We start from the raw sequence: 22,618 nt of genomic DNA, 5'->3' as shown, positions 1-22,618 counted from the left end.
ACGGGAGCGCGGTGTTGCCCGCCGGAATCCCTTGACCCGCCGGGAAGCACTGATTTACCTTGCTGGCACGCCACGAGTTCCGGTGTTCCAAGCCCTGGCTTGCCGGACAGCAACCCTCACGACGCGGTGGGGTGCTCCAGGTGAAGGCTCGGTGGGACTCTGTTCCGCAAGCGCGATCACCAGTCGGAGAGCCGGCCGGTCCGATCAGGGGAAGGACGGGCATGGCCGCACCCACCGGGTCGCCGTACGCCGCCGCGCCCCGCTCCCCCGGCTCCCCGCTCGATGTCCCGTTCTTCAGCCGGCGGCACATCGACCTGCTGCTGGTCTGCAGTTCGCTCTGTCGGAGTTGACGGCGAGTCTCCCGTCCGGCCGTCCCCGACGGCCGCCCGATCACCGCTGACCTCCCCTCCCGCTACGGTGCCGCGCTTCCCGGTCCGCCCATCGGCCCGGTGGCGCCGTCATGGGCCGGTCGGTGACCGGACTCCCCGCGATGCCCGCTGTGCCGTGTGCCGCGGGCCCGCTTCGACCCGCACTCCTCGCGCCGACCCGAAGGCAGAGACCCATGACTGTGCGTCAGTTCCGCAACCGCAGGCCCGCCCGCGACGGCATCACCGTCGTCTCGCTGGGCACGGCCGCACTCCTGGCCCTGACCGCGTGCACCAGCACCAGATCCGACACCGCCGACGCGGCCGACAACGGCGGCGGTTCCGCCAAGGCGATCACCATCGGCACCACCGACCAGGTCTCCAGCCTCGACCCGGCCGGTTCCTGGGACGCCGGCTCCGGCACCATCGAGGGCGAGGTCTACGCAACCCTGCTGGCGGCGCCCAACGGCTCGTCGGACGTGTCCCCCGACCTCGCGGCGAGCATCAAGCTCAGCGCGCCCAAGGAGTACACGGTGACGCTCAAGCCGGGCCTGAAGTTCGCCAACGGCCACGACCTGACCTCCTCCGACGTGAAGTTCAGCTTCGACCGGCAGCTGAGGATCGCCGACGAGAACGGCCCGTCGTCGCTGCTGTACGACCTGGCGGCCGTGGCGGCGCCGGACCCGGCGACCGTGGTGTTCACCCTCAAGTCCGCCAACGACACGCTGTTCCCGCAGGTGCTGTCCACCTCGGCGGGGCTGATCGCGGACGAGCAGGTCTTCCCCGCCGACAAGGTCCTCGACGACTCGGCGATCATCGCGGGCAAGCCGTGGGAGGGCCCGTACACGATCGACAGCTACCAGAAGAACTCGCTGGTGTCGTTCTCCGCCAACAGCGTCTACCGGGGCTCGTTGGGCAAGCCCAAGAACGCGCAGGTGCGGCTGAAGTACTACACCGACGCCAGCAACCTCAAGCTCGACGTGCAGCAGGGCGGCGTCGACGTCGTCTACCGCACGCTGACGGTGACCGACCTGCAGGACCTGTCCGGCAAGAAGGGCATCACGGTCCACACCGGATCCGGCAACGGCATCCGCTTCATCGTCTTCAACTTCAAGACGCAGCCGTACGGTTCGGCCACCAAGGAGGCCGACCCGGCGAAGGCGCTGGCGGTCCGGCAGGCGGTGGCCGACACCGTTGACCGCGCCCAACTCGCCGACCAGGTCTACAAGAACACCTTCGAGCCGCTGTACTCCTCGGTGCCCGACGGCATCACCGGCGCCACCGACTCCTTCACGTCCCGCTACGGCGACAAGAAGGGCGGCGCCGACCCGGCCGCGGCCAAGCAGAGGCTGAGCGCCGCCGGGGTCACGACGCCGGTGACACTGAACCTCCAGTACAACACCGACCACTACGGCTCGTCCTCGTCCGACGAGTACGCGCTGGTCAAAACGCAGTTGGAGGCGTCCGGCCTGTTCAAGGTGAACCTCCAGTCCACCGAGTGGGCGCAGTACGGCAAGGACCGGGTCGCCGACCTGTACCCGCTGTACCAGCTCGGCTGGTACGCCGACTACCTGGACGCCGACGACTACCTGGCGTCGTTCTACTCGGCCAACAGCTGGGTGAACAACGGCTACCAGGACGCGGCGGTCACCTCGCTCATCCACCAGGAGGAGACCGCGACCGACCCGGCGAAGCGGACCGCGCTCATCGAGCAGGTGCAGGACAAGGTGGCCGCCGCGGTTCCGCTGCTGCCGCTGCTCCAGGGCTCCACCGCGATCGTCACCCGGGCGGACGTGACCGGGGTGCCGGACAAGCTGGACAGCTCGTACCAGTTCCGCTGGGCGGAACTGACCAAGAAGTGACCGGCGGTCGGACGCAGTCCGGCGGGACGCACGGCCGAGTGCCGTGCGTCCCGCCGGGCGTCATACGCGGGAGCGGGTGCGCATCGTGACAGCACTGGTCGACATCGACCCCCAGGACACGGCCGGGCCGGCCGGCCCGGCGGGGCGGCTGCTGGGCAGCGGACTGGTCCGCTACCTGGTGGCGCGCTTCCTGCTGATCTTCCCCACCGTGTTCGTCCTGGTCAGCGTGGTCTTCTTCCTGATGCGGGCGACCGGTGACCCGATCACCACCGCCTTCGGCGACCGGCTGACCCCGGAGCAGCTGCACGCCAAGCTGCACCAGGCCGGCTACGACAAACCGCTGCTCACCCAGTACCTGAGCTATCTGCGGTCGGTGGCCACCGGGAACTTCGGCCGGACCGCCACCGACAACGAGGCGGTCTCCCACGTGCTGCGCACCTACGGCGCGGCGACCCTCGAACTGGCCGGCTACGCGCTGCTGGTGGCGATCGTGGTCGGCGTTCCGCTGGGCATGGTCGCGGCCCGGTACCGCGACCGGGGGCCGGACGCGACGCTGCGGCTGCTGGCGATCCTCGGCTACGCGATGCCGGTCTTCTTCGTGGGCCTGCTGCTGAAGCTGGTCTTCGCGGTGTGGCTGGGCTGGCTGCCGGTGTCCGGCCGGGCCGGCACCGGGGTGCAGCTGGAGTTGCAGAACCAGACCAGCACCACCGGCATCTACCTGGTCGACGCGCTCCGCAGCGGGGACGGCTCGGCCGTCGCCGACGTGCTGCGGCACGCGGTACTGCCCAGCCTGGCGCTCGGACTGCTGGTCGCCGGGGTGCTGCTGCGGCTGGTCAGGACCAACCTCATCGGCACGCTGTCCGCGGACTACGTGGAGGCCGCCCGGTCCCGCGGGGTGCGCACCGGGCGGCTGGTGAGCCGGCACGCGATGCGGCCCGCGCTGATCCCGATCGTCACCGTGCTCGGCCTGCAGATCGCGGGCCTGCTGGGCGGCGCGGTACTGACCGAGACCACCTTCGAGTGGAAGGGCCTCGGCTACGAGTTGGCGCACTATCTGACGGTACGTGACTTCTCCGCGGTGCAGGGGATCGTGGCACTGTTCGCGGTGGTCGTGGCGGTCACCAACTTCCTCGTCGACGTCGTCGCGGCGCTCATCGACCCGCGGGTGAGGTACTGATGGCGCACCGGCAGCTCACCCGCCGCCCGCCCGCCGGCCCGGTCCGGCGCCGGACCGGGCCGGCCCGGCTGCCTGTTCCGGCCCGGGTGCGCGGCAGCGTCGGCCTCCAGCGCGCGATGCTGCTGACCGGGGCCGCGCTGACCGCGCTGTTCCTGCTCACCGCGTTGCTGGCACCGCTGCTCGCCCCCTACGGGTACGCCCAACTCCAGTCCGGCGGAAAGCTGTTCGGCTCGCAGCAGCACCCGGGCCACGGCCACCTGCTGGGCACCACCGTCGCCGGGTACGACGTGCTGTCACGCACCCTGTGGGGTACCCGTACCGCGGTGGGGATCGTGGTGTCCGCGCTGGTCCTCTCGGTGGCCGCCGGGGTGCTGCTCGGCCTGGTCTCCGGCTATCTCGGCGGCTGGCTGGACCGGCTGCTGGTCGGGCTCGCCGACGCGATGTACGCCTTCCCGACGCTGCTGCTGGCGATCATCATGTCGATCGTCATCAGCGGCGGGCAGTCCAGCGTCGTCGGCGGGCTGGGCGCGGGGGCGTGCTCGGTCGCTGTGGTGTTCATCCCGCAGTACTTCCGGGTGGTGCGGTCCGAGGTGGTCCGGGTCAAGGCCGAGCCCTTCGTCGAGGCGGCCCGGGTGATCGGCACCGGCCGCTGGCGGATCATGGTCCGGCACGTACTGCGCAACTCGGTCCGGACGCTGCCGCTGATCCTGACCATCAACGCCTCCGAGGCGATCCTCACGCTGGCCGGGCTCGGCTTCCTCGGCTTCGGCATCGAGCCGAACTCCGCCGCCGAGTGGGGCTACGACCTCAACCGCTCGGTGGCCGACGTCACGTCGGGCTACTGGTGGACCGCGCTGCCGCCGGGCATCGCCATCGTGCTCACCGTCCTCGGCATCACCCTGCTCGGCGAGAGCCTCAACGACCTCGCCGACCCGCGCCTGCGCCGCCGGCGCGGCACGGCCGCCGTGTCCGCTCCCGTCGCCGAGGGCGGCGCGGAGTCCGAGGCACCCGAGGTATCCGAGGCACCCGAGGAAGGGGCCAGCGATGACTGAGCCGACGAGGCCCGCCGACCCGGCGGCCACGGCGACGGCCGGACCGGCACCCGGCCGCGTACCCGGACCCGCGCACGCGCCGGCCGACCGGCCCCCGGCCGGGGCGGACCCGGTGGCCGGGGCGCGTCCGGCACCCGGGGCCGCGTCACCCGGGGCCCGGTCATCCGGGGTGCCCGAGCCGCTGCTGCGGATCGAGGACCTGCACGTGTCGTTCGCCACCGACGCCGGCCGGGCGGCGGCCGTCAGCGGGGTCGATCTGACCGTCGCCGAGGGCGAGGTGCTCGCGCTGGTCGGCGAGAGCGGCAGCGGTAAGACGGTGACCGCGCGGGCCGTGCTCGGGCTGCTGCCGGGCACCGCGACCGCGACCGGGCGGGTGCTGCTGGGCGGCGGCGACGGCGTACCGGCGCAGGACGTGCTCACCGCCTCGCCCGCCCGGCTCAGGGCGCTGCGCGGCTCGCACGCCGCGATGGTGTTCCAGGAGCCGTCCACCGCGCTGAACCCGGTCTTCACCATCGGCTGGCAGCTGGCGGAGGGCCTGCGCGCGCACGGCAGCGGCAGCCGGGCGTCCCGGCGGGCCACCGCGATCGAGATGCTGGACAAGGTCGGCATCCCGGACCCGGCCACCCGGGTGGACCACTACCCGCACCAGCTGTCCGGCGGCCAGAAGCAGCGGGCGGTGATCGCCATGGCGCTGGCGCTGGGCACCCGGCTGATCGTGGCCGACGAGCCGACGACCGCGCTGGACGTGACCGTGCAGGCCGAGATACTCGACCTGCTGCACCGCGTCCGCACCGACTTCGGCACCGCGATCCTGCTGATCACCCACAACATGGGCGTCGTCGCCGACCTCGCGGACCGGGTGGCGGTGATGCGGGCCGGCCGGATCGTCGAACAGGCCCCCGTACGTACCCTGTTCGCCACGCCCGCGCACCCCTACACCCGCGAACTGCTCGCGGCCGTACCGGACTTCGGAGCCGGACCGGCCAGGACGCCGGCGCCGCCGACGGACGCGGAACCCGTCGTCACCGCATCCCGGCTGGTGGTCGACTTCCCCGGCCGGCTCGGCACCCGGCCGTTTCGGGCCGTGGACGGCGTGGACCTGACGATCGGCGCGGGCGAGGTACTGGGCCTGGTGGGCGAGAGCGGGTCCGGCAAGACCACGATCGGCCGGGCGGTGGCAGGGCTGACCGCGATCAGCGGCGGCGCCCTGACCGTCCTCGGCGAACCGCTGCCGGTACGGCGCCGCGCCCGCGGCACCACCGTCAGCAGCCGGGCCGGCCGGATCGGCTTCGTCTTCCAGGACCCGGCGGCCAGCTTCAACCCGCTGCTGACGATCGGGGACTGCGTCGCCGAACCGCTGCTGGTGCACCGCCGCGAACTCGGCCGGCCGGCGATCCGGGCACAGGTCGGCGAACTGCTGGACTCCGTCCACCTGCCGGCCGGGTACGCCGACCGGTACCCGCACGAACTGAGCGGCGGCCAGCGGCAACGGGCCAGCCTGGCCCGTGCGTTGGCGCTGCGGCCGCAACTGCTGATCGCCGACGAGCCCACCTCGGCGCTGGACGTCTCGGTGCAGGCGAAGGTGCTGGAGCTGTTCACCGAGCTCCAGCGGACGCTGGGCTTCGCGGCCCTGTTCATCAGCCACGACCTCGCGGTCGTCGAGCAGGTCGCCGACCGGGTGGCCGTACTGCACCGGGGCCGGCTGGTCGAGACCGGCCCGACCGCCCGGGTGCTGGGCGCGCCGCAGGCCGACTACACCCGGCGGCTGATCGCCTCGCTGCCGGTCCCCGACCCGGTACGGCAGGCCCGCCGCCGCCCGGCACCGGCCGCGCCGTGATCCGCCCGCACCTTCCGTACCCGGCCTGCCGGGCGCGTCCGGCAGGCGGCGGCCGACCGCCCGGCCCGGTCGGCCGCGGTCGGCTCCCCGCCGCGGTGGGCCGGCGGCTCGGTCCCGGCCGGGAAGCGCCGCTCGGAGGTCCGGTCCCCCGCCCGCGCGGGCCGGCGTCGCCCCCGTCCCCCGAGCCGCCGCCCACTCCCCCACCCGACCGGCCGACCGCAGAGCGGAGAAGCACCAGCATGACCGAACGTGCCGAGGACCCCACCGCGTTGGTGGCACACGTCCTCCAGTCCAGCCCGGTGGTCGACGGGCACAACGACCTGCCCACCGCACTGCGTGCCCGCTCCGGCTACAGCGTCGAAGGCCTGGCCGAGGGGCGCCCCGACCTGCACACCGACCTGCCGCGGCTGCGGGCGGGCGGCGTCGGCGCCCAGTTCTGGTCGGTGTACGTCTCCTCCGGCCTGCCGGAACCGGAGGCGGTGGTGGCCACCTTGGAGCAGATCGACGCGGTCTACCGGCTCGTCGCCCGCTACCCGGACGAACTGCGCATCGCGTACACCGCCGACGACGTGGCCGGCGCGGTCGCCGACGGCCGGATCGCCTCACTGCTGGGCGTCGAGGGCGGCCACAGCCTGGCCGGGTCGACCGGGGTGCTGCGGGCCTTCGCCCGGCTCGGCGTCCGCTACGTCACCCTCACCCACAACGACAACACCGCGTGGGCGGACTCGGCCACCGACACCCCCGCGGTCGGCGGCCTCAACGCCACCGGCCGCGCGTTCGTCGCCGAACTCAACCGGCTGGGCGTCCTGGTGGACCTCTCGCACGTCGCCGAGTCCACCCAGCGCGACGCGCTGGCGGCCTCCACCGCCCCGGTGATCTTCAGTCACTCCTCCGCGCGGGCGGTCAACGACCACCCGCGGAACGTCTCCGACGGCGTGCTGGAACTGCTGCCCGCGAACGGCGGCGTCATCCAGCTGACCTTCGTACCGTCCTTCGTCGCGCCGCGGGTCGCCGCGTGGGAGGCCGCCTACGCCGCCGAGCGGGCCCGTCTCGACCTGCCCGCGCCCAAGTGGAGCTGGCCGCGGGCGCCACGCCCGGAGGAGACCGCGGCCGAGGCCGCCGCGGAGTTCACCGCCGCGCTCACCGCGCGGCTGGCCGGCCCGGACGACCCGGAGCTGCGGCGCTGGCTCGCCGGCCATCCCCGCCCGGACGCCACTGTGGCGGACGTCGCCGACCACGTCGAGCACGCCCGCGAGGTGGCGGGCGTCGACCACATCGGACTCGGCGGCGACTACGACGGCGTCGACCGCCAGCCGGCCGGACTCGCCGACGTGTCCGGCTACCCGGCGCTGCTGCGCGAACTGGCCGGCCGCGGTTGGTCCGCCCCCGAGCTAGAGGCACTGACCGGCCGCAACGTCCTGCGCGTCCTACGGGAGGCCGAACACGCGGCGACCGACCCGCTGTGGCCCACGACGGCGCTGCGCTGACCGACCGCGCAAGCCGCTGCGCTGGCCGGCGCCGGGCCCGGTGCCGGACCCTTACCCGCCCGGTGCCAGCCCGGCCCGGTCCTGGCCGGACCAGGCCGGCACCGCCCGGCCCGACCCCGAACCGCCTGCCTAGCGCCGCCCCGCCACGGCCGGTCCCACCGGTCCGGTCCTGGCGGTCCCACCGGTCCGGTCCCACCGCACCCGACCGCCCAACCTCGCAGCGCCGGCCACACCTGGCCCGCCCCGGGTCGGCCCCGCTTCATCCGACCCACCCCGCCGGGTCCCCGTCCTGGCTGGTCACGCCTCGCCGCATCCGGTCCGACCTTGGACCACCCCGCCACGCCTGACCCGGCCCGGGTCGGCCCACCCCGCGCCATCCCGTCCTGGCCGGACCCGCCTCACCGCACCCGGCTACCCCGCGCCACCTGGTCGTGGCTGGTCCCGCACCGCCCGGCCCACCCCGCACCACCCATGGCCGCCCGGCCCGCGGCCAGCGCTTCCGCTCAGCCGCGCTGCCACCAGTGGCGTCCGCGGGCCGGGGTGAGGGCGTGGATGCCCGGCCGGAGCAGGTCGAAGGTGACGACGCTGCCGCCGGGACCGCTGCCGGGGGCGCCGGGGACCTCCGGACCGCCGGGGCCGTCGGCCGAGGGCTCGTCAACGGCGGCGAGCAGCAGGCCGAGGCAGACCAGCTTGACCTGCTCCTCGCCCGTCGGCAGCGCGGCGAAGACGGGCGCGCCGTCGAACCCCGCGGGCACCGGGCCGGCCCAGCGGGCGAGCAGCTCCGGGTCGGGCCGGGTCACCGCGCCCGCGACGAGGGCCTGCGGCCGGTCCGGGACCGCCGAGTCCGGGGCGTCGACGACCTCGTGTCCGAGCGCGTACGCCGGCAGCGGCTCGTCGCCGAGCAGCGCGATGTCGTCGGGCCGGGCGGCGAGCCCGGCGGTGACCTCGTGGGTGGCCCAGCTCCAGCCCTTGCGCTCCGCGTGGATGTGCAGGTCCGTGGTGGGCATCGCGGCGACCCCGAGGTTCCCCAGCGGGCGCCACTTCTTCGCGAAGCCCGGCAGCACCAGCTCGTCCGCGGGCAGCTCCGGCTCGGCCAGCCCCTCCCGCAGGGTGAACTGCCCGATCTCGTAACGGGTGCGGCGCTCGGCGGTCACCAGATACTGCCGCACCACCTCGCGGTCCGCCGCCGACTCGACCAGGTCGTTGTACCAGAACGCGGTCCCGAAACTGCGGTCCGCCCTGGCCGCCTGAAACGGCAGCGTGGCCTTCCCGGCGACCTTCAGCACGGCGCCCTGGACCAGGCCCTCATCCCCAGATTTCTCAGCCACCCCCGGACCCTACTCCCCCGCCCCGCCCCTCCCCGCACCCCTCAGCCACCCGGAGTGCGCCGCCGCACCCCGCCGAGCCGCGGACCCCCGCCGCCCCGCCGACCGACCGGTCCCTGACCCCGCCCGAACCACGTCCCGCCGCCGTGCCCGACGGCACGTGCGGGTCGACCGGGCGGAGAAGCGGTACGTTCTCGGCCTGCCCCGTCCGTTCCCGGGCACGTACCCGACGGCGAGCACGTGGGAGCCGGCGGCGAGGTCGAGGGTGAGGGAGAGGGTGAGGGTGAGGGTGAGGGTGAGCCAAGGACTTCCGTAGGCCGTCTTCTCACCGTGGTTCTTCCACACCGACACGTGTGCGCTCCGCCCCTGGTTGCCTGCTCGGTGCCGGGGGAGGTACCTCGCCGGTCCGTCCTGGATGTTCTGTCCACGGAGGTTGAGTACGGCGTCTTGTCTCGGGAGCGGCGTTGGCTCCCTTCGTGCTGAGGGTGTCGGCGAGCTGGGTCAGTTTCTGTGCGGTGGGACTGTCGGGATCGGCGTGGTGTACGACGGGGAGCTGGCCGTCGGTGCCAGCGAGCAGGAGCCGTTCGTAACACGGCTCCAGCCGGCCCACCTGCGGGTGGTCGATCTGTGAGGTGCCGGCACCCCGGGGGCTGACGTCGTGCCGCGCCCACAGGCGGCGGAAGGCCTCGCTTCCTGTGGAGACTTCGTTCACCAGCTCCACGGCGCGTGGATCACTCTCATTCGAGCCGATGAGGGCGCGTAGGCTGGCGACGACGCGGATGGTCATCTCTCCCCAGTCGGGGTGTGTCAATTTAACGGCTGATCTTGGTTGTTGAGGGTTCAGTTGTTGGCCGGGGTGAGCCGGCCCTCGAAAGCGGTCTGGAAGGCGTTGCGTGGTGCCTTCCAGCGCATGGTCCACTTCTTGCGGCCCTTGCCGGTCGGGTCGAGGGTCATGAGGGTCATGAGGGTCATGTAGACGCATTTCAGGGCGGCGGCCTCGTTGGGGAAGTGCCCGCGGGCCCGGACGGCCTCGCGTATCCGCGCGTTGACGGACTCGATGGCGTTGGTCGGGCAGATGACGGTGCGGATCTCGACGTCGGAGGAGAGGAAGGGCACGGACTCGGCCCAGGCGTTCTCCCGGAGCCTGATGATCGCGGGGTACCTCTTCCCCCAGGTGTCCTGGAACTCTGAGAAGCGTTCGGCTGCCGTGCTCTGGTTCGGTGCGGTGTGGACGGGCTTGAGTGCTTTGACGGTCTTGTCCCGGTTTCGGCGGGCCGCGTAGCGCCAGGTGTTGCCCAGGAGGTGGACGATGCACTTTTGCACGATGGTGCGGAGCCGGACCGTCCCGACCGCGTCGGGCAGGCCCTTGAGTCCGTCGCAGACCAGCATCAGCACGTCGTGCAGGCTGCGGTTCCTCAGTCCGGTGAACACCTGCAGCCAGTACTGCGCGCCCTCGCCGCCGTCGCCGGCCCGGATGCCGGGGATGTCGCGGGCGCCCTCGGCGGTGACGGCCATGACGACGTAGACGGGCCGGTTGGCGACCTTTCCGTCCCTGATCTTGACGTTGACGGCGTCCACGGACAGGACCGGGTAGACGCGGTCCAGCGGCCGGTTCTGCCGTTCGGCCGTGCCGTCCATCACCTGGCCGGTGATGGTGGAGATGGTCTGTTTGGAGTCCTCGGCGCCGTAGACCCCGGCCAGGTGCTCGGAGATCTCCCCGCGGGTGGGGCCCTTCGCGGACAGCGACAGCACCATCTCATCCACACCCGCCAGCCGCCGCTGCCGCTTCCTGACGGTCTGCGGCTCGAAGCTGCCCTCCACGTCCCTCGGCACCTTGACCTCGACCGGCCCGACATCGGTCAGCACGGTCTTCCCCCGGGTGCCGTTGCGGCTGCTGCCGCTGTTCTTCCCCACCGGATCATGCTTGCCGTAGCCGAGGTGACCGGTGATCTCACCCTCCAGCACAGCCTCCAGCACACCCTCCAGCACCCGCTTGGCCAGCTGCTGCAACAGCCCGCCCTCACCGGTCAGCGGCACGCCCTCACTCCGGGCCCGCTCGACCAGCATCGCGATCAACCGCTCGCCCGACGTAGCCACACCGACCAACTCCCCGACGGACTCGTGCTCGATCATCGTCACACTCACCTGGCGCCTCTCCCATGACCAGCAGATCCGCCGTTGATTAGACACTCCCGCCAGTCGCGTCCCCGACCTCTAGGGGCGGTACAGGTCGCCATGAAGCACAGAGTGTGCGCGCCGAGGGTGTCGTCTCCGGCGGCCTTGGCCGCACGGAGGGCCACCGTGTAGTGCTGCTGAGCGGCGGTGTGCGGGCTGGCGTCGTAGCTGATCCAACCGAGCAGGCAGCAGACCTCGGCAGCCAGCGTGTAGAGGCGTTGGGCGGTCCGCTCGGTGTACCGGCCGCTGTCGAGGAGCCGAGTGATCAGCCGCAGATCGGCGCGGGCGGACTCCAGGAAGTCGACCCCACCGGTCTCCTGCTCCATCGCGCGGAGCGACTCCACCCGCTCAGCCATACGGTCGACGGTGCCGGGTGTGACGGTGTCACCCGGCGCGGCCGCAGCGATGGCGGGGGCAGCGGCGGCCCACTGGGCGGCCAGGCCCACGAGCGCGACTCCGCCGATGCCCAGGAAGCCCCTGCGATCCGTCGGTGCACTCCCCGAAACGAGGGTCGGAGTTTTCAGGATGGCTCCCTGGGTCCACGGCAGGCCGAGGGGCGAAGGGTCCCAGGCGGGAAGCCAGCGGGGCCATGGCACCGCGCACCGGACGGACTCGGGGATCTGGAGCAGATGCGCCAGCTCCACCTGGGTGGGCTCGTCGGGGGCATGGTCACCGCGCTCCCATAGGGAAGCGGTGCCGTTCGGTCTCCAGGTGGTGGCCCGTCCGGAAGCCGTCGACGAAGCACGGCGGGTTTTTCACCGGAGCGACCCACGGCACGGACACGGGCACGGCCACCAACGGCGCCCGGACCCCGAGCCCGTCAACCGTCTCCCACAAGAAAGCGATGCCATGGACACAACTGCGGCCACCCGGGTCCCGTCCCGGGAGCGGAATACGACTCGCCATGGAAGTGGAACAGGTGCCCCGGCTGACCGCCGGATCCCGGTGCCGTTCGTCGCGCGGTGGAGCGAGGAGGAGGACGACCGTACGCCGGTGGTGGTAGGCGCGGCGTTGGGGCGCCGCATGGGTGCGGTCGGGGGTGGGGGTGCCGTGGGGTGGGTGCCCGGCGACGTGAGGGTGCCGTGGGGCGGGCACCCACCCCACGGCACCGAATACCCCCTGCGGCCCGCCCCCACGTTCACCTGACCGCCGACAGCACCCACCCAACGGCGCCCCGGACAGGCACCGCCACCACTACCCCGCCACGCCCGCCAAAGTGACCGTCGTGTCCTTGGCGGCGTCGAGGCCCGGCAGCAGGGCGTTGGCGACGTCCTGCGGGGTGACGGCGGTCCTGGTGCCGTCGGCGCGCTTGATGAGGACGCCGTCGAAGGCGCTGCCGTACAGGTTCTGCAGGGCGGTCAGGTCGATGTGCGGCTGGAGGCGGCCCGCGTCGTCCGGGAGCATGGTGAGGATCTTCGGCAGCGAGACGGCCGGGCCGATCTTGATGGAGTGCAGGGCGTCCGCGCGGACCGTGGTGATGTGCGACATCGCGTGCGCGGCGAAGCCGTCGACCGCCCGGTTGAGTTCGGCCTGGGTGACCTTGGGCTGGACGGTGGTGACCGCCAGGTCGATCGGGGTGTTGGCGCCGGTCTGGGCGCGGACCCGGTAGGCGGCGGCGACCTGGTGGGCAGCCGACTCCACGTCGAAGGAGGAGCCGGCCTTGCCGGGGATCGGGACAACCTTGTTGGGCTCGAAGCGGATCATGCCGTCGGTGGCGGTGCTGTTGCGGCCGGCGACCGTCTTGAGGGCGGCCGTCAGCTTGTCCTCGTCGACCAGGATCACCGGGTCGGCGGGGTGGGTGCCGCCGAAGAGGGAGCCGATCACGGTGGCCGGGTTGTAGACGGAGTGCGCGACCTCGCGGACCGTGGCGTCGGAGTCGAAGGACAGGCCGGCGATGGACGGCTTGAGGGTCTGCTCGCGGCCGCCGATGGTGAGGGTCAGCGGCGCGGTCGTGCGTCCGGCGAGCGCCTGGTCGAGGGAGCGGCCGGCCTCGTCGGTGCTCTCGTTGCCGATGTCGACGCCGAGCACGGTGGTTCCCTTGGGCACGTCGGCGTGGTTCATCAGCAGGCCGGCGCCGTACGCCACGACGAGGACGCCGCCTACCAGCCCGACGAGCAGGCCGAGCACCGAGCGCGGTGACCGCCCCTTCTTCTTCGGCCGGGAGGCGGCGGGGGCGGCGGGGGCGGGAGTGGCGGCGGGGTCGGGCGCCGGCGGCCGGGGGCCGGTGAAGGCCGGGCGAGGGGTGCTCGACGCGCTCGACGGCACCCGGGGGATGCCGCTGACCAGGGTGTCGTCGGTGAGCCGCTCCTGAGGCGGCGTCGTCGGCCCGGCGTCGGCGGTCGGCGTGGGCGGGCGCGGCCCGGTCCGGCCGACCGGCGGCACCGGCATGGTTCCGGTGGCCGGACCGGTGGTGGGCCCGGCGGGGCCGCCGGACCCGGCCGGCCCGGCGGGGCCACCGGAGGCCGCGGGGCCACCGGAGGCCGCGGGGCCGCCGGAGCCGGCGGGCGGCTGGTAGCCGGGGAAGGGGCCGTCGGTGGGCGGCCCGGCCGGGTTCGCAGCGCCGTACGGCGAGTGGCCGCCGGGGAAGGACTCGGCGGCGCGGGGCACCCCGGGCGGGAAGTTCTCGGTGCCGGCCGTATGCGGCGCCTGCTCGACGCCGGCCGCGGAGGCGTCCCGCGGGCCCCGGGGGCCGGTCGGGGCGGGCGGCGGGAAGCCGCCGGGGGCCGCGTTCGGGTCCATGGGCGGGAGGGGGCCGGAAACGGTGTCGTAGGCGTCGGCGTAGGAGCCGGCCGGCGGGCGGTCCCGGTAGGGGGCGGCGGGCGGCCCGGCGAAGGCGTCGGCGCCGGAACCCGAGCCGTAGGGCGCGCCCTGCCCCGGGAAACCCGAGCCCGGGACGAGCCCGGGAACGGGACCGGCGCCGGGAACGGGACCCGTCGTCGGGCCGGGGCCGGGGCCGGGGATCGGCGCGGTCGGCTCGGGGGTGCCCGGCAGCGGGGTGGGCGGCGTGGCGACCGGCTTGCGCGGGGCGAACCAGTCGGACGCCTTCTCCGGCGCGGGCTCGGCCTCGGTGGGGCCGCCGGGCGCCGTGCCCGCCGGTTCGTCCGCCGCGCCGGCGGGTGCCGCCGCGCTGTCGTCCACGGTGGTGCGGACCACGACCGGCGGGATCGGCCGCGACCCGGGGATGTTGATCCGGATCCGGGTGGTCAGCGTCGTCTCGGTCCTGGGCTCGTCCGCGGCGGGCTCGGCCGGCGGCTCGGCAGCCGCCGGAGCGGCTCCGGGCGCCGGGGCGCTCGCCGGGGTGGCCCGCTCCTGGGGGTGCAGCGACGGGAACGGACGTGTCCCGTACGGCGGTGTCCCCGACGGGTACGCGGGGCCGCCGCGGCCCTGGGACCCGGCGGACGAACTGTCAGTGTCACGGCTCAATGCAGGCTCTCCCGGTTAGCTACGCCACCCGTACGGCTCTCCGCGGGCGGCTCGCCGGCACGCACCACCTTACCGACCTGCGCGCGGTGGCATCCCTGGTCCGACGGGAACGCTGGGGTTCAGCCAACCACGACCCGGGCCCCGCTCGCCAAGTCAGGCGGTATTCGGGCCCGATGGGGGCAGTTGGGGCACCGTGGCGCAGATCACCGCCACCATCGCCCCGCCGAGCAGGTAGATGTACGGTCCGACACCGGCCGCGAACAGGAAGTCGCCCTCCGGCCGGGAGGTGCTCAGCACCATCACGCACACCACCCACACCGCGGCCGGCACCACCGCGCCGAGCCGGGTGCCGGTGGCGACCACACCGCCGTAGAAGAGCGCCGCGCACCCGGCCAGGCCGAGCAGCAGGCCGCCGGGGAACCAGCCGGCCTGCAGCAGTGCGCCGGCGACGGCGACGAGCGCGCCGAGCGCCCCCAGCAGGACGTACGAGGCGACGCGGGCCGGCCGGGCCATCACGCCGCTCCGCCGGCCGGCGGGTCGAAGAGGTCGTCGGCCCAGCGGCCCCCCGGGGGCGCGGACGGGCCGGAGGGCAGCGCGTCGCCGCGTACCTGGCGGTAGTACTCGGTGGCGAAGTACGGCTGCCCGAGGTCGTTGGACAGGGCGAAGAAGGGTCCGTCGACGGCGATCTGGCTGGCGTGCGCACGCATTCCCGCGGTCTTGCGGTCGGCGTACGCGGTACCGTCGACCGCCACGGTCACCAGTTCGTCGTCCACTACGCCGGGCACGTCCGCGACGGTGGCGACACCGCCGAAGGGGAACTGCTTGCCGGCCTCGGCGAGCCGCCGGAAGCCGGCCTCGACCACCGAGCGCGGGGTGCAGTTCTCGTAGACCCGGGCGACGCGGTGGCCCTGGCCGGCGGCGAGTTCGTAGCCGCGCAGGGCGACCCGGTGGGCCTGGATGTGGTCGGGGTGGCCGTAGCCGCCGTTGCCGTCGTACGTGACCAGGGCCTGCGGGCGGACCTCGAGGATGACCTCGGCGAGGTGGCCGGCCGCCTCGTCCAGGTCGGCCTGCCAGAAGCAGCCCGGCTCCTCGTTCTGCGGCACGCCCATCATGCCGGAGTCGCGGTAGCGGCCGGGGCCGCCCAGGAAGCGGTGGTCGGCGACGCCCAGCTCGGCCATGGCCGCGGCCAGTTCGCCGATCCGGTACTCGCCGAGGGTGTCGTCCCGGTCGGCCGCCAGGTGGGCCAGTTCGGGCGGGATGACCTCGCCCTCCTCGCCCAGCGTGCAGGTGACGAGGGTGACCAGTGCGCCCTCGGCGGCGTACTTGGCCATGGTGGCGCCGTTGTTGATGGTCTCGTCGTCCGGGTGGGCGTGGACGAGCAGCAGCCGCCGGTCGGGGAGCTCGGTCATGACCGAAGCCTACGACCGCCGTCCGGCCCGCCCCGCCCGGCCCGGCCGGACGGAAGGATCAGCGGCCTCAGAACTTGATGCCGCTGATCATATTGGCCACGTTGCTGGTGAAATCGCTGATCGTCGGGGCGATCGAGGACGCCGCCAGGTAGAAGCCGAGAAGAACGCAGGCGATGGCGTGCCCCGCTTTGAGCCCGGACCGGCGGATCAGCAAGATCACGACGACCAGCAGCAGCAGCACCGCCGAAATCGAAAGTGCCACAGCGGCCACCTCCAGGTACGCAGGGTCATGTCAGTTGCCACTCGCTTCTTACCCACCCACGGCTACGGATCATAACTTTCCGTGCCACCGCATAAGTCGGTGCACGGAAGCACGCGGGGGCGCATGACGGTTTCCAGCCACCCCCGGGGCGCCGCCGGGAGCCGAGGGAGTGTGCTCCGGCGCTGGTCAGGAGCGCGGGGCGGGTCGCGGTGCAAAAACGGAGGCGGTTGTCGGAGGCAGCATCTAGTGTCCTGGCTATGACGTACCTCTCATTCCCGCGGCACAGCGCCAGGACGCAGCGGTTCTCCCTCGGGGTGCCGCGGTCCTTCGCGGTCGCGCCGGACGGGGAGCGGGTGGCGTTCCTGCGGACGCGGTCGGGGACGGACCGGACGCAGGCACTGTGGGTGCTGGACGTGCCCGTGGGCGGCCCGGCGGCGGAGCGGGCGGTGGGGGATCCGGCGCGGCTGCTGGGGGGCGGTGCGGAGCTGCTGTCGGCGGCGGAGCGGGCGCTGCGGGAGCGGGCCAGGGAGCACTCGGCGGGTGTGGTCGGGTTCGCGGTGGACGCGGATGTCGCGACGGCCGCCTTCGCGCTGTCCGGGCGGCTGTTCGTCGCCGGCCTGCGGCCGGGGGCCGAGGGAGCGCGTGAAGTGGCCGTGCCGGGCCCGGTGATGGACCCCCGGCCGTCCCCGGACGGGCGCTGGGTGGCGTACGCGGCGGGCGGCGCGCTGCGGGTGGTGGAGACCGGCGGCAAGGGCGACCGGGTGGTGGTGGAGCCCGACGGCGGACAGGTGACGTGGGGGCTGGCGGAGTTCCTCGCGGCCGAGGAGATGGGGCGCACCCGCGGCTTCTGGTGGGCGCCGGACTCCTCGGCGCTGCTGGCCGCCCGGGTGGACGAGTCGCCGGTGGAGCGGTGGTGGATCGCCGAGCCCGCGTACCCGGACCGGGCGCCGGCCCCGGTGGCGTACCCGGCGGCGGGCACCGCCAACGCGGACGTCTCACTGGCCCTGTTCGGACTGGACGGCTCGCGGCGCGACGTGGCCTGGGACCGGGAGCGGTATCCGTATCTGGCGTCGGTGCGGTGGTCGGCGGGCCGCCCGCCGCTGCTGGTGGTGCAGCGCCGGGACCAGCGCGAGCAGCTGCTGCTCACCGTGGACCCGGCGACGGGGGCGACCGGCACCGTGTTGGCGGAGGAGGACCGAGATTGGCTGGAACTTTTTCCTGGATCGCCGGCCTGGGGCCCCTCGGGTGAGCTGGTCAGAATTGCGGACGAAGAGGGCGCAAGAGTCCTCAAGGTGGGCGAAAGGACGCTGACCGGCGGGGATCTGCACCTGCGGGCCCTGCTGGGCGTCGGCGGCGCGGCGCCGGAACGGTCCGGGCCGGCCGCCGGCGACGGTGACGGGGCCGGCGACGGGACCGGTGGGTCGGGCGCGACCGCCGGAGCCAGCGGGGATGGCAGGACAGCAGGAAAACAAGAGGGAGAAGAGAGAGAAGAGGCCGGCGGGCCGGACGTGCTGGTCGCCGCCTCCGCGGGCGAGCAGGCCGCCGACCCGGAGATCGGCGAGGTGCACGTCTACCGGGTGAGCGCCTCGGGGGCGGTCCGGATCACCGAGCGGCCCGGGGTTCACACGGCGGTGCGCGCCGGGGGGCTGACCGTGCTGTCCTCCGCCGCCCCGGACCGGCCGGGCCGCACCACCGTGGTGCTGCGCGACGGCGTCCCGGTCGCGGAGATCGCCTCGTACGCCGAGGCGCCGCGGTTGGACTGCCGGCCCCGGCTGCTGCTGGCGGGCGAGCGCCGGATCCCGACCGCGGTACTGCTGCCCACCGGTTACACGGCGGCCGACGGCCCGCTGCCGGTGCTGATGGACCCGTACGGCGGCCCGCACGGCCAGCGGGTCCTCGCGGCGCACAACGCGCTGGCGGAGTCCCAGTGGTTCGCCGACCAGGGCTTCGCGGTGGTGGTGGCGGACGGCCGCGGCACCCCGGGCCGCTCCCCCGGCTGGGAGAAGTCGGTCGCCGGCGACCTCGCCGAAGTGTCGGTGGCCGACCAGGTCGCCGCGCTGCACGCGCTGGCCGGCCCGTACCCGCTGGACCTGGGCCGGGTGGCCGTCCGCGGCTGGTCGTACGGCGGCTACCTGGCCGCGCTGGCGGTGCTGCGCCGCCCGGACGTCTTCCACGCGGCGGTGGTGGGCGCGCCGGTCACCGACCTGCGGCTGTACGACACCCACTACACCGAGCGCTACCTCGGCCACCCGGACGAGCGGCCCGAGGTCTACGCCCGCAACTCGGTGGTCACCGAGGACGGCGGTCTGCGCGACGCCGCGGAGCCGGCCCGCCCGATGATGGTGGTGCACGGTCTGGCCGACGACAACGTCCTGGTGGCACACAGCCTGCGGCTGTCCGCCGCGCTGCTGGCCGCGGGCCGGCCGCACACGGTGCTGCCGCTGTCCGGTGTGACGCACATGGCCTCGCAGGAGCAGGTGGCGGAGAACCTGCTGCTGCTCCAGGTGGACTTCCTCAAGCGGTCGCTGCCCGTCCGCTGACCGGACGCCCCGGCCCCGCTTTCCGGCCCCGCTTTCCGGCATCGGTTTCCGGCATCGGTTTCCGGCATCGGTTTCCGGCATCGGTTTCCGGCATCGGTTTCCGGCATCGGTTTCCGGCGGCAGCTGGGGCGGCAACATGGATCGGACCGCCGATCGCCGTCCGGCGGGCGGCGTCCCCCGCACGACTCCCCCGGCACCGCCCGCGTCCCCCGCGGACCGCTCCGCTGATCCCCCCGCGGGCCGGTGCGGGGCTTCGCCGCGGGCCCGCCCGCCGGCTTTCCCCCCGGCGTCGTGAAACGTCCGACGCCTCCCACCCGTACCTGTGGTTGCACGGCGGTATCGATGGTTGGGGCATGCATGGAACGGCCGACCGGGGCAGCATGGCGCGCCCCGGTCGGCCTACGGCACCCGCACGGCCGTACGTTGTTCAGACTGCTACGTCCGTATATCGGAGTTGCGACGGCTAAGTTGCTTGCATGTTAACGCGCTTCGTACCGACATATCCGAATTGCCCGATGTTTTCGCGCGCTGTCAAGCACGTACGGAGGACGATCTGCAAAATCTTCGCTCAAGATGCCAAACAACAGGCTTTCTTCCCACCTCCCCCCCTTGACTGAACGTTGATTCCATTGCGAAAGTCCGCTCAACCCGCGTCGCGCAACCCGCGTCGCATCGCACGCTCTCGGTCCCGGGGGATGTAACCAATGACGAGTCCAAGCCAGGCTGCCACGGACGGCGACAGCCTCACCCTCGAACCGGAGGGCACGTCCGGCACCCCGGGCGGTAAGGGCATCCCCGAGCTCGCCGGCCGTACCCCGCAGCAGCTCGCCTGGATCCGCTTCAAGCGGGACAAGACAGGCATCGCCTGTGCGATCATCGTTTTCTGCTTCATCGTCGTCGCGGTGCTCGCGCCGCTGATAGCCAAGCTCTACGGCAAGAACCCGTACGACCTCTACGGCCAGGACAACGGCCTGCTCAACAGCTACGGCCTGCCGCTCAAGCCCAACGGCGGCGTCGACGGCGACTTCTGGTTCGGCCTGGAACCGCGCCTGGGCCGCGACGTCTTCACCCTGCTGCTCTTCGGCATCCGCAACTCCCTGGGGATCGCCGCCGCGGTCACCGTGCTCTCGGTGCTGGTCGGCGTCCTGTTCGGGCTGACCCAGGGCTACCTCGGCGGTAAGACGGACTTCTTCATGGGCCGGTTCTCCGACTTCATGCTGTCCTTCCCGAGCCAGCTGTTCTTCATCGCCTTCTCCCCGGTCGCCATCGCGCTGTTCGTCAGCGTGGGCGACCAGGAACCCTGGTGGGTCAGGCCGCTGGTGCTGGTCGGCGTGCAGTTCCTGCTCGGCTGGATGAGCATCGGCCGACTGATCCGCGCCCAGGTGCTCAGCCTGCGCGAACGCGAGTTCGTCGAGGCCGCCCGGATCAGCGGCGCCTCCTCGTGGCGGATCATCAGCAAGGAGCTGCTGCCCAACCTGTGGAGCACCATCCTGGTGCAGACCACCCTGATGCTTCCGGTCTTCGTGACCTCGGAGGCCGGTCTGTCGTTCCTCGGCGTCGGCATGCTCCCGCCGACCCCCGACTGGGGCCTGATGTTCCAGACGGGCGCCACGTACTACCAGAGCGACATCACCTTCATGTTCTTCCCCGGCATCGCGATGGTGCTCTTCGTCGTCGCCTTCAACCTGCTCGGGGACTCGGTCCGGGACGCTCTCGACCCCAAGACCCTGCGCTAACGCGCCAGCACGTTCCAAGTTGTCCAGGTCGTCGTACCGGTACCTGACCACGGAGTATCCGGACGCCGGCATCGGTGGCAGTTCAGTCCAGTGACAGGCAGGATTTCATGAGATACAGCAAGGCTCGCGTAACGGCCGCCATTATGGCCGTCGGGGCGCTGTCGCTGACCGCTGCGTGCAGCAGTGGCGGTGGCGGCGGCACGAGCAGCACAGGGGGCAACTCCGCCAGTGCCTCGTCCACCCCGCCGCCGGTCCCGAACTACGGTCTCGGCACCGCGACTGACTCCAAGGGTCCGGCCCCGGCGGTTCCGGGCGCGACGAAGGGCGGCACGGTCAACGACCTGGACCAGGCCGGCTTCGACTACCTTGACCCCGCTCAGCAGTACGTGAGCGACCAGCTGTCGGTCTCCGCGCTGTACGCCCGTACCCTGACCGGCTACAAGATCGACCCGACCACCGGCAAGACGATCCTGGTCGGCGACCTCGCCACCGACACCGGCAAGATGTCCGACGCCGGCAAGACCTGGACGTACACGCTCAAGGACGGGGTGAAGTTCCAGGACGGCACGCCGATCACCTCGGCGGACATCAAGTACTCGATCGAGCGGCTCTACGCCGACTTCGAGACGCAGGGTCCGCAGTACATCCAGCAGTGGCTGTACGGCCCGGACTACCGCAAGCTGTACACCGGCCCGTACAGCGGCAAGGAGATCCCGGACACCCTGCTGGCCACCCCGGACCCCAAGACCATCGTCTTCCACTTCAAGGACCCCCACGCGGACGCCCCGTACGCGATGGCGATGCCGGTGACGTCCCCGGTGGAGAAGTCCAAGGACGACAAGGGTGCGTACAACAACCACCCGGTCTCCACCGGCCCGTACCAGATCAGCTCGTACAAGCCGGGCAAGTCGCTGGTCTTCGAGCGCAACCCCAACTGGGACCCGGCCACCGACCCGATCCGCAACGCGTACCCGGACAAGTGGAACTTCGAGCTCGGCATAGCCCAGCCCAGCCTGTCCCAGCGGCTGATCGCCGGCGCCGGTGACGACAAGAACGGGATCGACCTGTCCGGTGTCGCCGACCCGTCGGTGATGCAGAAGCTGGTCACCGACCCGTCCTTCAAGTCCCGGACGGTCAACGAGTACCAGCCCTACGTCGAGACCCTCGACATCAACACCAAGCGCGTCACCGACCCGAAGGTCCGCCAGGCGATCGCCTACGCGTTCCCGATGTCGCAGGTGCAGCAGGCGGCCGGCGGCGCGGCCCAGGGCGACCTCGGCACCACGCTGCTCAGCCCGACCATCGGCGGCTGGAAGCAGTTCGACCCGTTCGGCAAGCTCGCCAAGCCCACCGGTGACCCGGACAAGGCCAAGCAGCTGCTCGCCGAGGCCGGTCAGCCGCACCCGAAGCTGGTCTTCGCCTACGCCAACACGGCCAAGTGGCAGACCATCTCGCTGACCATCGCCAACGCGCTGCAGAAGGCGGGCTTCGAGGTCGTCCGCAAGGCGATCGACCCGACCTCGTACTACACGGTGGTCGGCAAGGTGAACAACCAGTACGACATCTACCGCACCGGCTGGGGCGCCGACTGGCCGAACGCCTCCACCGTGGTCCCGCCGACCATGGACGGCCGCAACCTGATCGACGGAACGAACAACTACTCGTTCCTGAACGACCCGCACATCAACTCCGAGATCGACCGGATCAAGGCCGAGACGGACATCACCAAGCAGACCGCCGACTGGGAGGCCCTGTCGGAGTACTCGCTGAAGACCGACACCGCCCAGGTGCCGTTCCTCTTCGACAAGTTCTTCAACATCTACGGTTCGGGTCTGGGTGGCGTCACCTACAACTCGGTGGTCGGCACCATCAACGCCAGCACCATCTACGTCAAGCAGTAGTCCGACCTCACAGCGGCCGGCCCCGGTGCAACCCGCCGGGGCCGGCCGCCCGGACCTGACCGCGCGG

The 22,618-nt window shown here is 72.6% G+C and carries 17 protein-coding genes and 1 riboswitch; of the genes, 9 read left to right on the top strand and 8 right to left on the bottom strand.

Annotated elements, in window-relative coordinates:
* Positions 1-68 precede the first annotated feature (68 nt).
* A riboswitch (SAM riboswitch) is annotated at positions 69-179 on the top strand.
* 42 nt (positions 180-221) lie between these two features.
* The 6 genes from RLT57_RS19825 to RLT57_RS19800 all read left to right on the top strand — a co-directional run bounded on the left by RLT57_RS19825 (position 222) and on the right by RLT57_RS19800 (position 7,780).
* Positions 222-350 (top strand): hypothetical protein, encoded by a 129-nt coding sequence (locus RLT57_RS19825; RefSeq protein ID WP_311298735.1) that lies wholly within the window; start codon positions 222-224, stop codon positions 348-350.
* A gap of 212 nt (positions 351-562) precedes the next feature.
* Positions 563-2,227 carry an ABC transporter substrate-binding protein gene (locus RLT57_RS19820; protein ID WP_311298734.1) on the top strand — a complete coding sequence of 555 codons (1,665 nt, stop codon included), beginning with the start codon at positions 563-565 and terminating at the stop codon, positions 2,225-2,227.
* 76 nt (positions 2,228-2,303) lie between these two features.
* A complete protein-coding gene (locus RLT57_RS19815; protein ID WP_311298733.1) occupies positions 2,304-3,404 on the top strand; it encodes an ABC transporter permease in 1,101 nt (366 codons plus the stop codon).
* Positions 3,404-4,456, top strand: a complete 1,053-nt coding sequence (locus RLT57_RS19810; RefSeq protein WP_311298732.1) for an ABC transporter permease — start codon at positions 3,404-3,406, stop codon at positions 4,454-4,456. The genes RLT57_RS19815 and RLT57_RS19810 overlap by 1 nt, the downstream gene beginning before the upstream one ends.
* A gap of 169 nt (positions 4,457-4,625) precedes the next feature.
* Positions 4,626-6,293, top strand: coding sequence for an ABC transporter ATP-binding protein (locus RLT57_RS19805; protein WP_311298731.1), 1,668 nt, complete (start codon positions 4,626-4,628; stop codon positions 6,291-6,293).
* A 239-nt stretch (positions 6,294-6,532) separates the two neighbouring features.
* Entirely contained in the window at positions 6,533-7,780 is a 1,248-nt protein-coding gene (locus RLT57_RS19800; protein WP_311298730.1) for a dipeptidase, read from the top strand.
* A gap of 503 nt (positions 7,781-8,283) precedes the next feature.
* Here RLT57_RS19800 and RLT57_RS19795 read toward each other — a convergent pair.
* The 8 genes from RLT57_RS19795 to RLT57_RS19765 all read right to left on the bottom strand — a co-directional run bounded on the left by RLT57_RS19795 (position 8,284) and on the right by RLT57_RS19765 (position 16,374).
* Positions 8,284-9,108, bottom strand: coding sequence for a hypothetical protein (locus RLT57_RS19795; RefSeq protein ID WP_311298729.1), 825 nt, complete (start codon positions 9,106-9,108; stop codon positions 8,284-8,286).
* Between the two features lie 322 nt (positions 9,109-9,430).
* Positions 9,431-9,892, bottom strand: coding sequence for a hypothetical protein (locus tag RLT57_RS33415; protein WP_399129033.1), 462 nt, complete (start codon positions 9,890-9,892; stop codon positions 9,431-9,433).
* Positions 9,893-9,945: 53 nt separating this feature from the next.
* Complete coding sequence (locus tag RLT57_RS19790) at positions 9,946-11,238, bottom strand: IS256 family transposase (protein ID WP_311300786.1); 1,293 nt, start codon at positions 11,236-11,238, stop codon at positions 9,946-9,948.
* Between the two features lie 8 nt (positions 11,239-11,246).
* Entirely contained in the window at positions 11,247-11,636 is a 390-nt protein-coding gene (locus RLT57_RS19785; RefSeq protein WP_311298728.1) for a hypothetical protein, read from the bottom strand.
* 838 nt (positions 11,637-12,474) lie between these two features.
* Positions 12,475-14,703, bottom strand: a complete 2,229-nt coding sequence (locus RLT57_RS19780) for a hypothetical protein (protein ID WP_311298727.1) — start codon at positions 14,701-14,703, stop codon at positions 12,475-12,477.
* A gap of 153 nt (positions 14,704-14,856) precedes the next feature.
* Positions 14,857-15,216 (bottom strand): DUF6113 family protein, encoded by a 360-nt coding sequence (locus RLT57_RS19775; protein ID WP_311298726.1) that lies wholly within the window; start codon positions 15,214-15,216, stop codon positions 14,857-14,859.
* Positions 15,216-16,112: an N-acetyl-1-D-myo-inositol-2-amino-2-deoxy-alpha-D-glucopyranoside deacetylase gene (mshB, locus tag RLT57_RS19770; protein ID WP_311298725.1), complete on the bottom strand. Its 897-nt coding sequence runs from the start codon at positions 16,110-16,112 to the stop codon at positions 15,216-15,218. Before mshB ends, RLT57_RS19775 begins: the two co-directional genes overlap by 1 nt.
* Before the next feature lie 67 nt (positions 16,113-16,179).
* Entirely contained in the window at positions 16,180-16,374 is a 195-nt protein-coding gene (locus tag RLT57_RS19765; protein WP_311298724.1) for a DUF2304 family protein, read from the bottom strand.
* A 257-nt stretch (positions 16,375-16,631) separates the two neighbouring features.
* On the opposite strand from RLT57_RS19765, the gene RLT57_RS19760 reads away from it, so the two are divergent.
* The 3 genes from RLT57_RS19760 (at position 16,632) to RLT57_RS19750 (ending at position 22,551) form a co-directional block, all read left to right on the top strand.
* The gene (locus tag RLT57_RS19760) at positions 16,632-18,914 is read left to right on the top strand and encodes a prolyl oligopeptidase family serine peptidase (protein ID WP_311298723.1); all 2,283 of its coding nucleotides are present in this window, start codon (positions 16,632-16,634) and stop codon (positions 18,912-18,914) included.
* Between the two features lie 704 nt (positions 18,915-19,618).
* Positions 19,619-20,650 (top strand): ABC transporter permease, encoded by a 1,032-nt coding sequence (locus RLT57_RS19755; protein WP_311298722.1) that lies wholly within the window; start codon positions 19,619-19,621, stop codon positions 20,648-20,650.
* 107 nt (positions 20,651-20,757) lie between these two features.
* On the top strand, positions 20,758-22,551 hold the full coding sequence (locus RLT57_RS19750) for an ABC transporter substrate-binding protein (protein WP_311298721.1): 1,794 nt from the start codon (positions 20,758-20,760) through the stop codon (positions 22,549-22,551).
* Positions 22,552-22,618 lie beyond the last annotated feature (67 nt).

The sequence above is a fragment of the Streptomyces sp. ITFR-21 genome (assembly GCF_031844685.1).
Taxonomy (GTDB): domain Bacteria; phylum Actinomycetota; class Actinomycetes; order Streptomycetales; family Streptomycetaceae; genus Actinacidiphila.
Note: the sequence above shows the minus strand (reverse complement) of the source record. Positions and strands in the feature narration are given on the sequence as shown.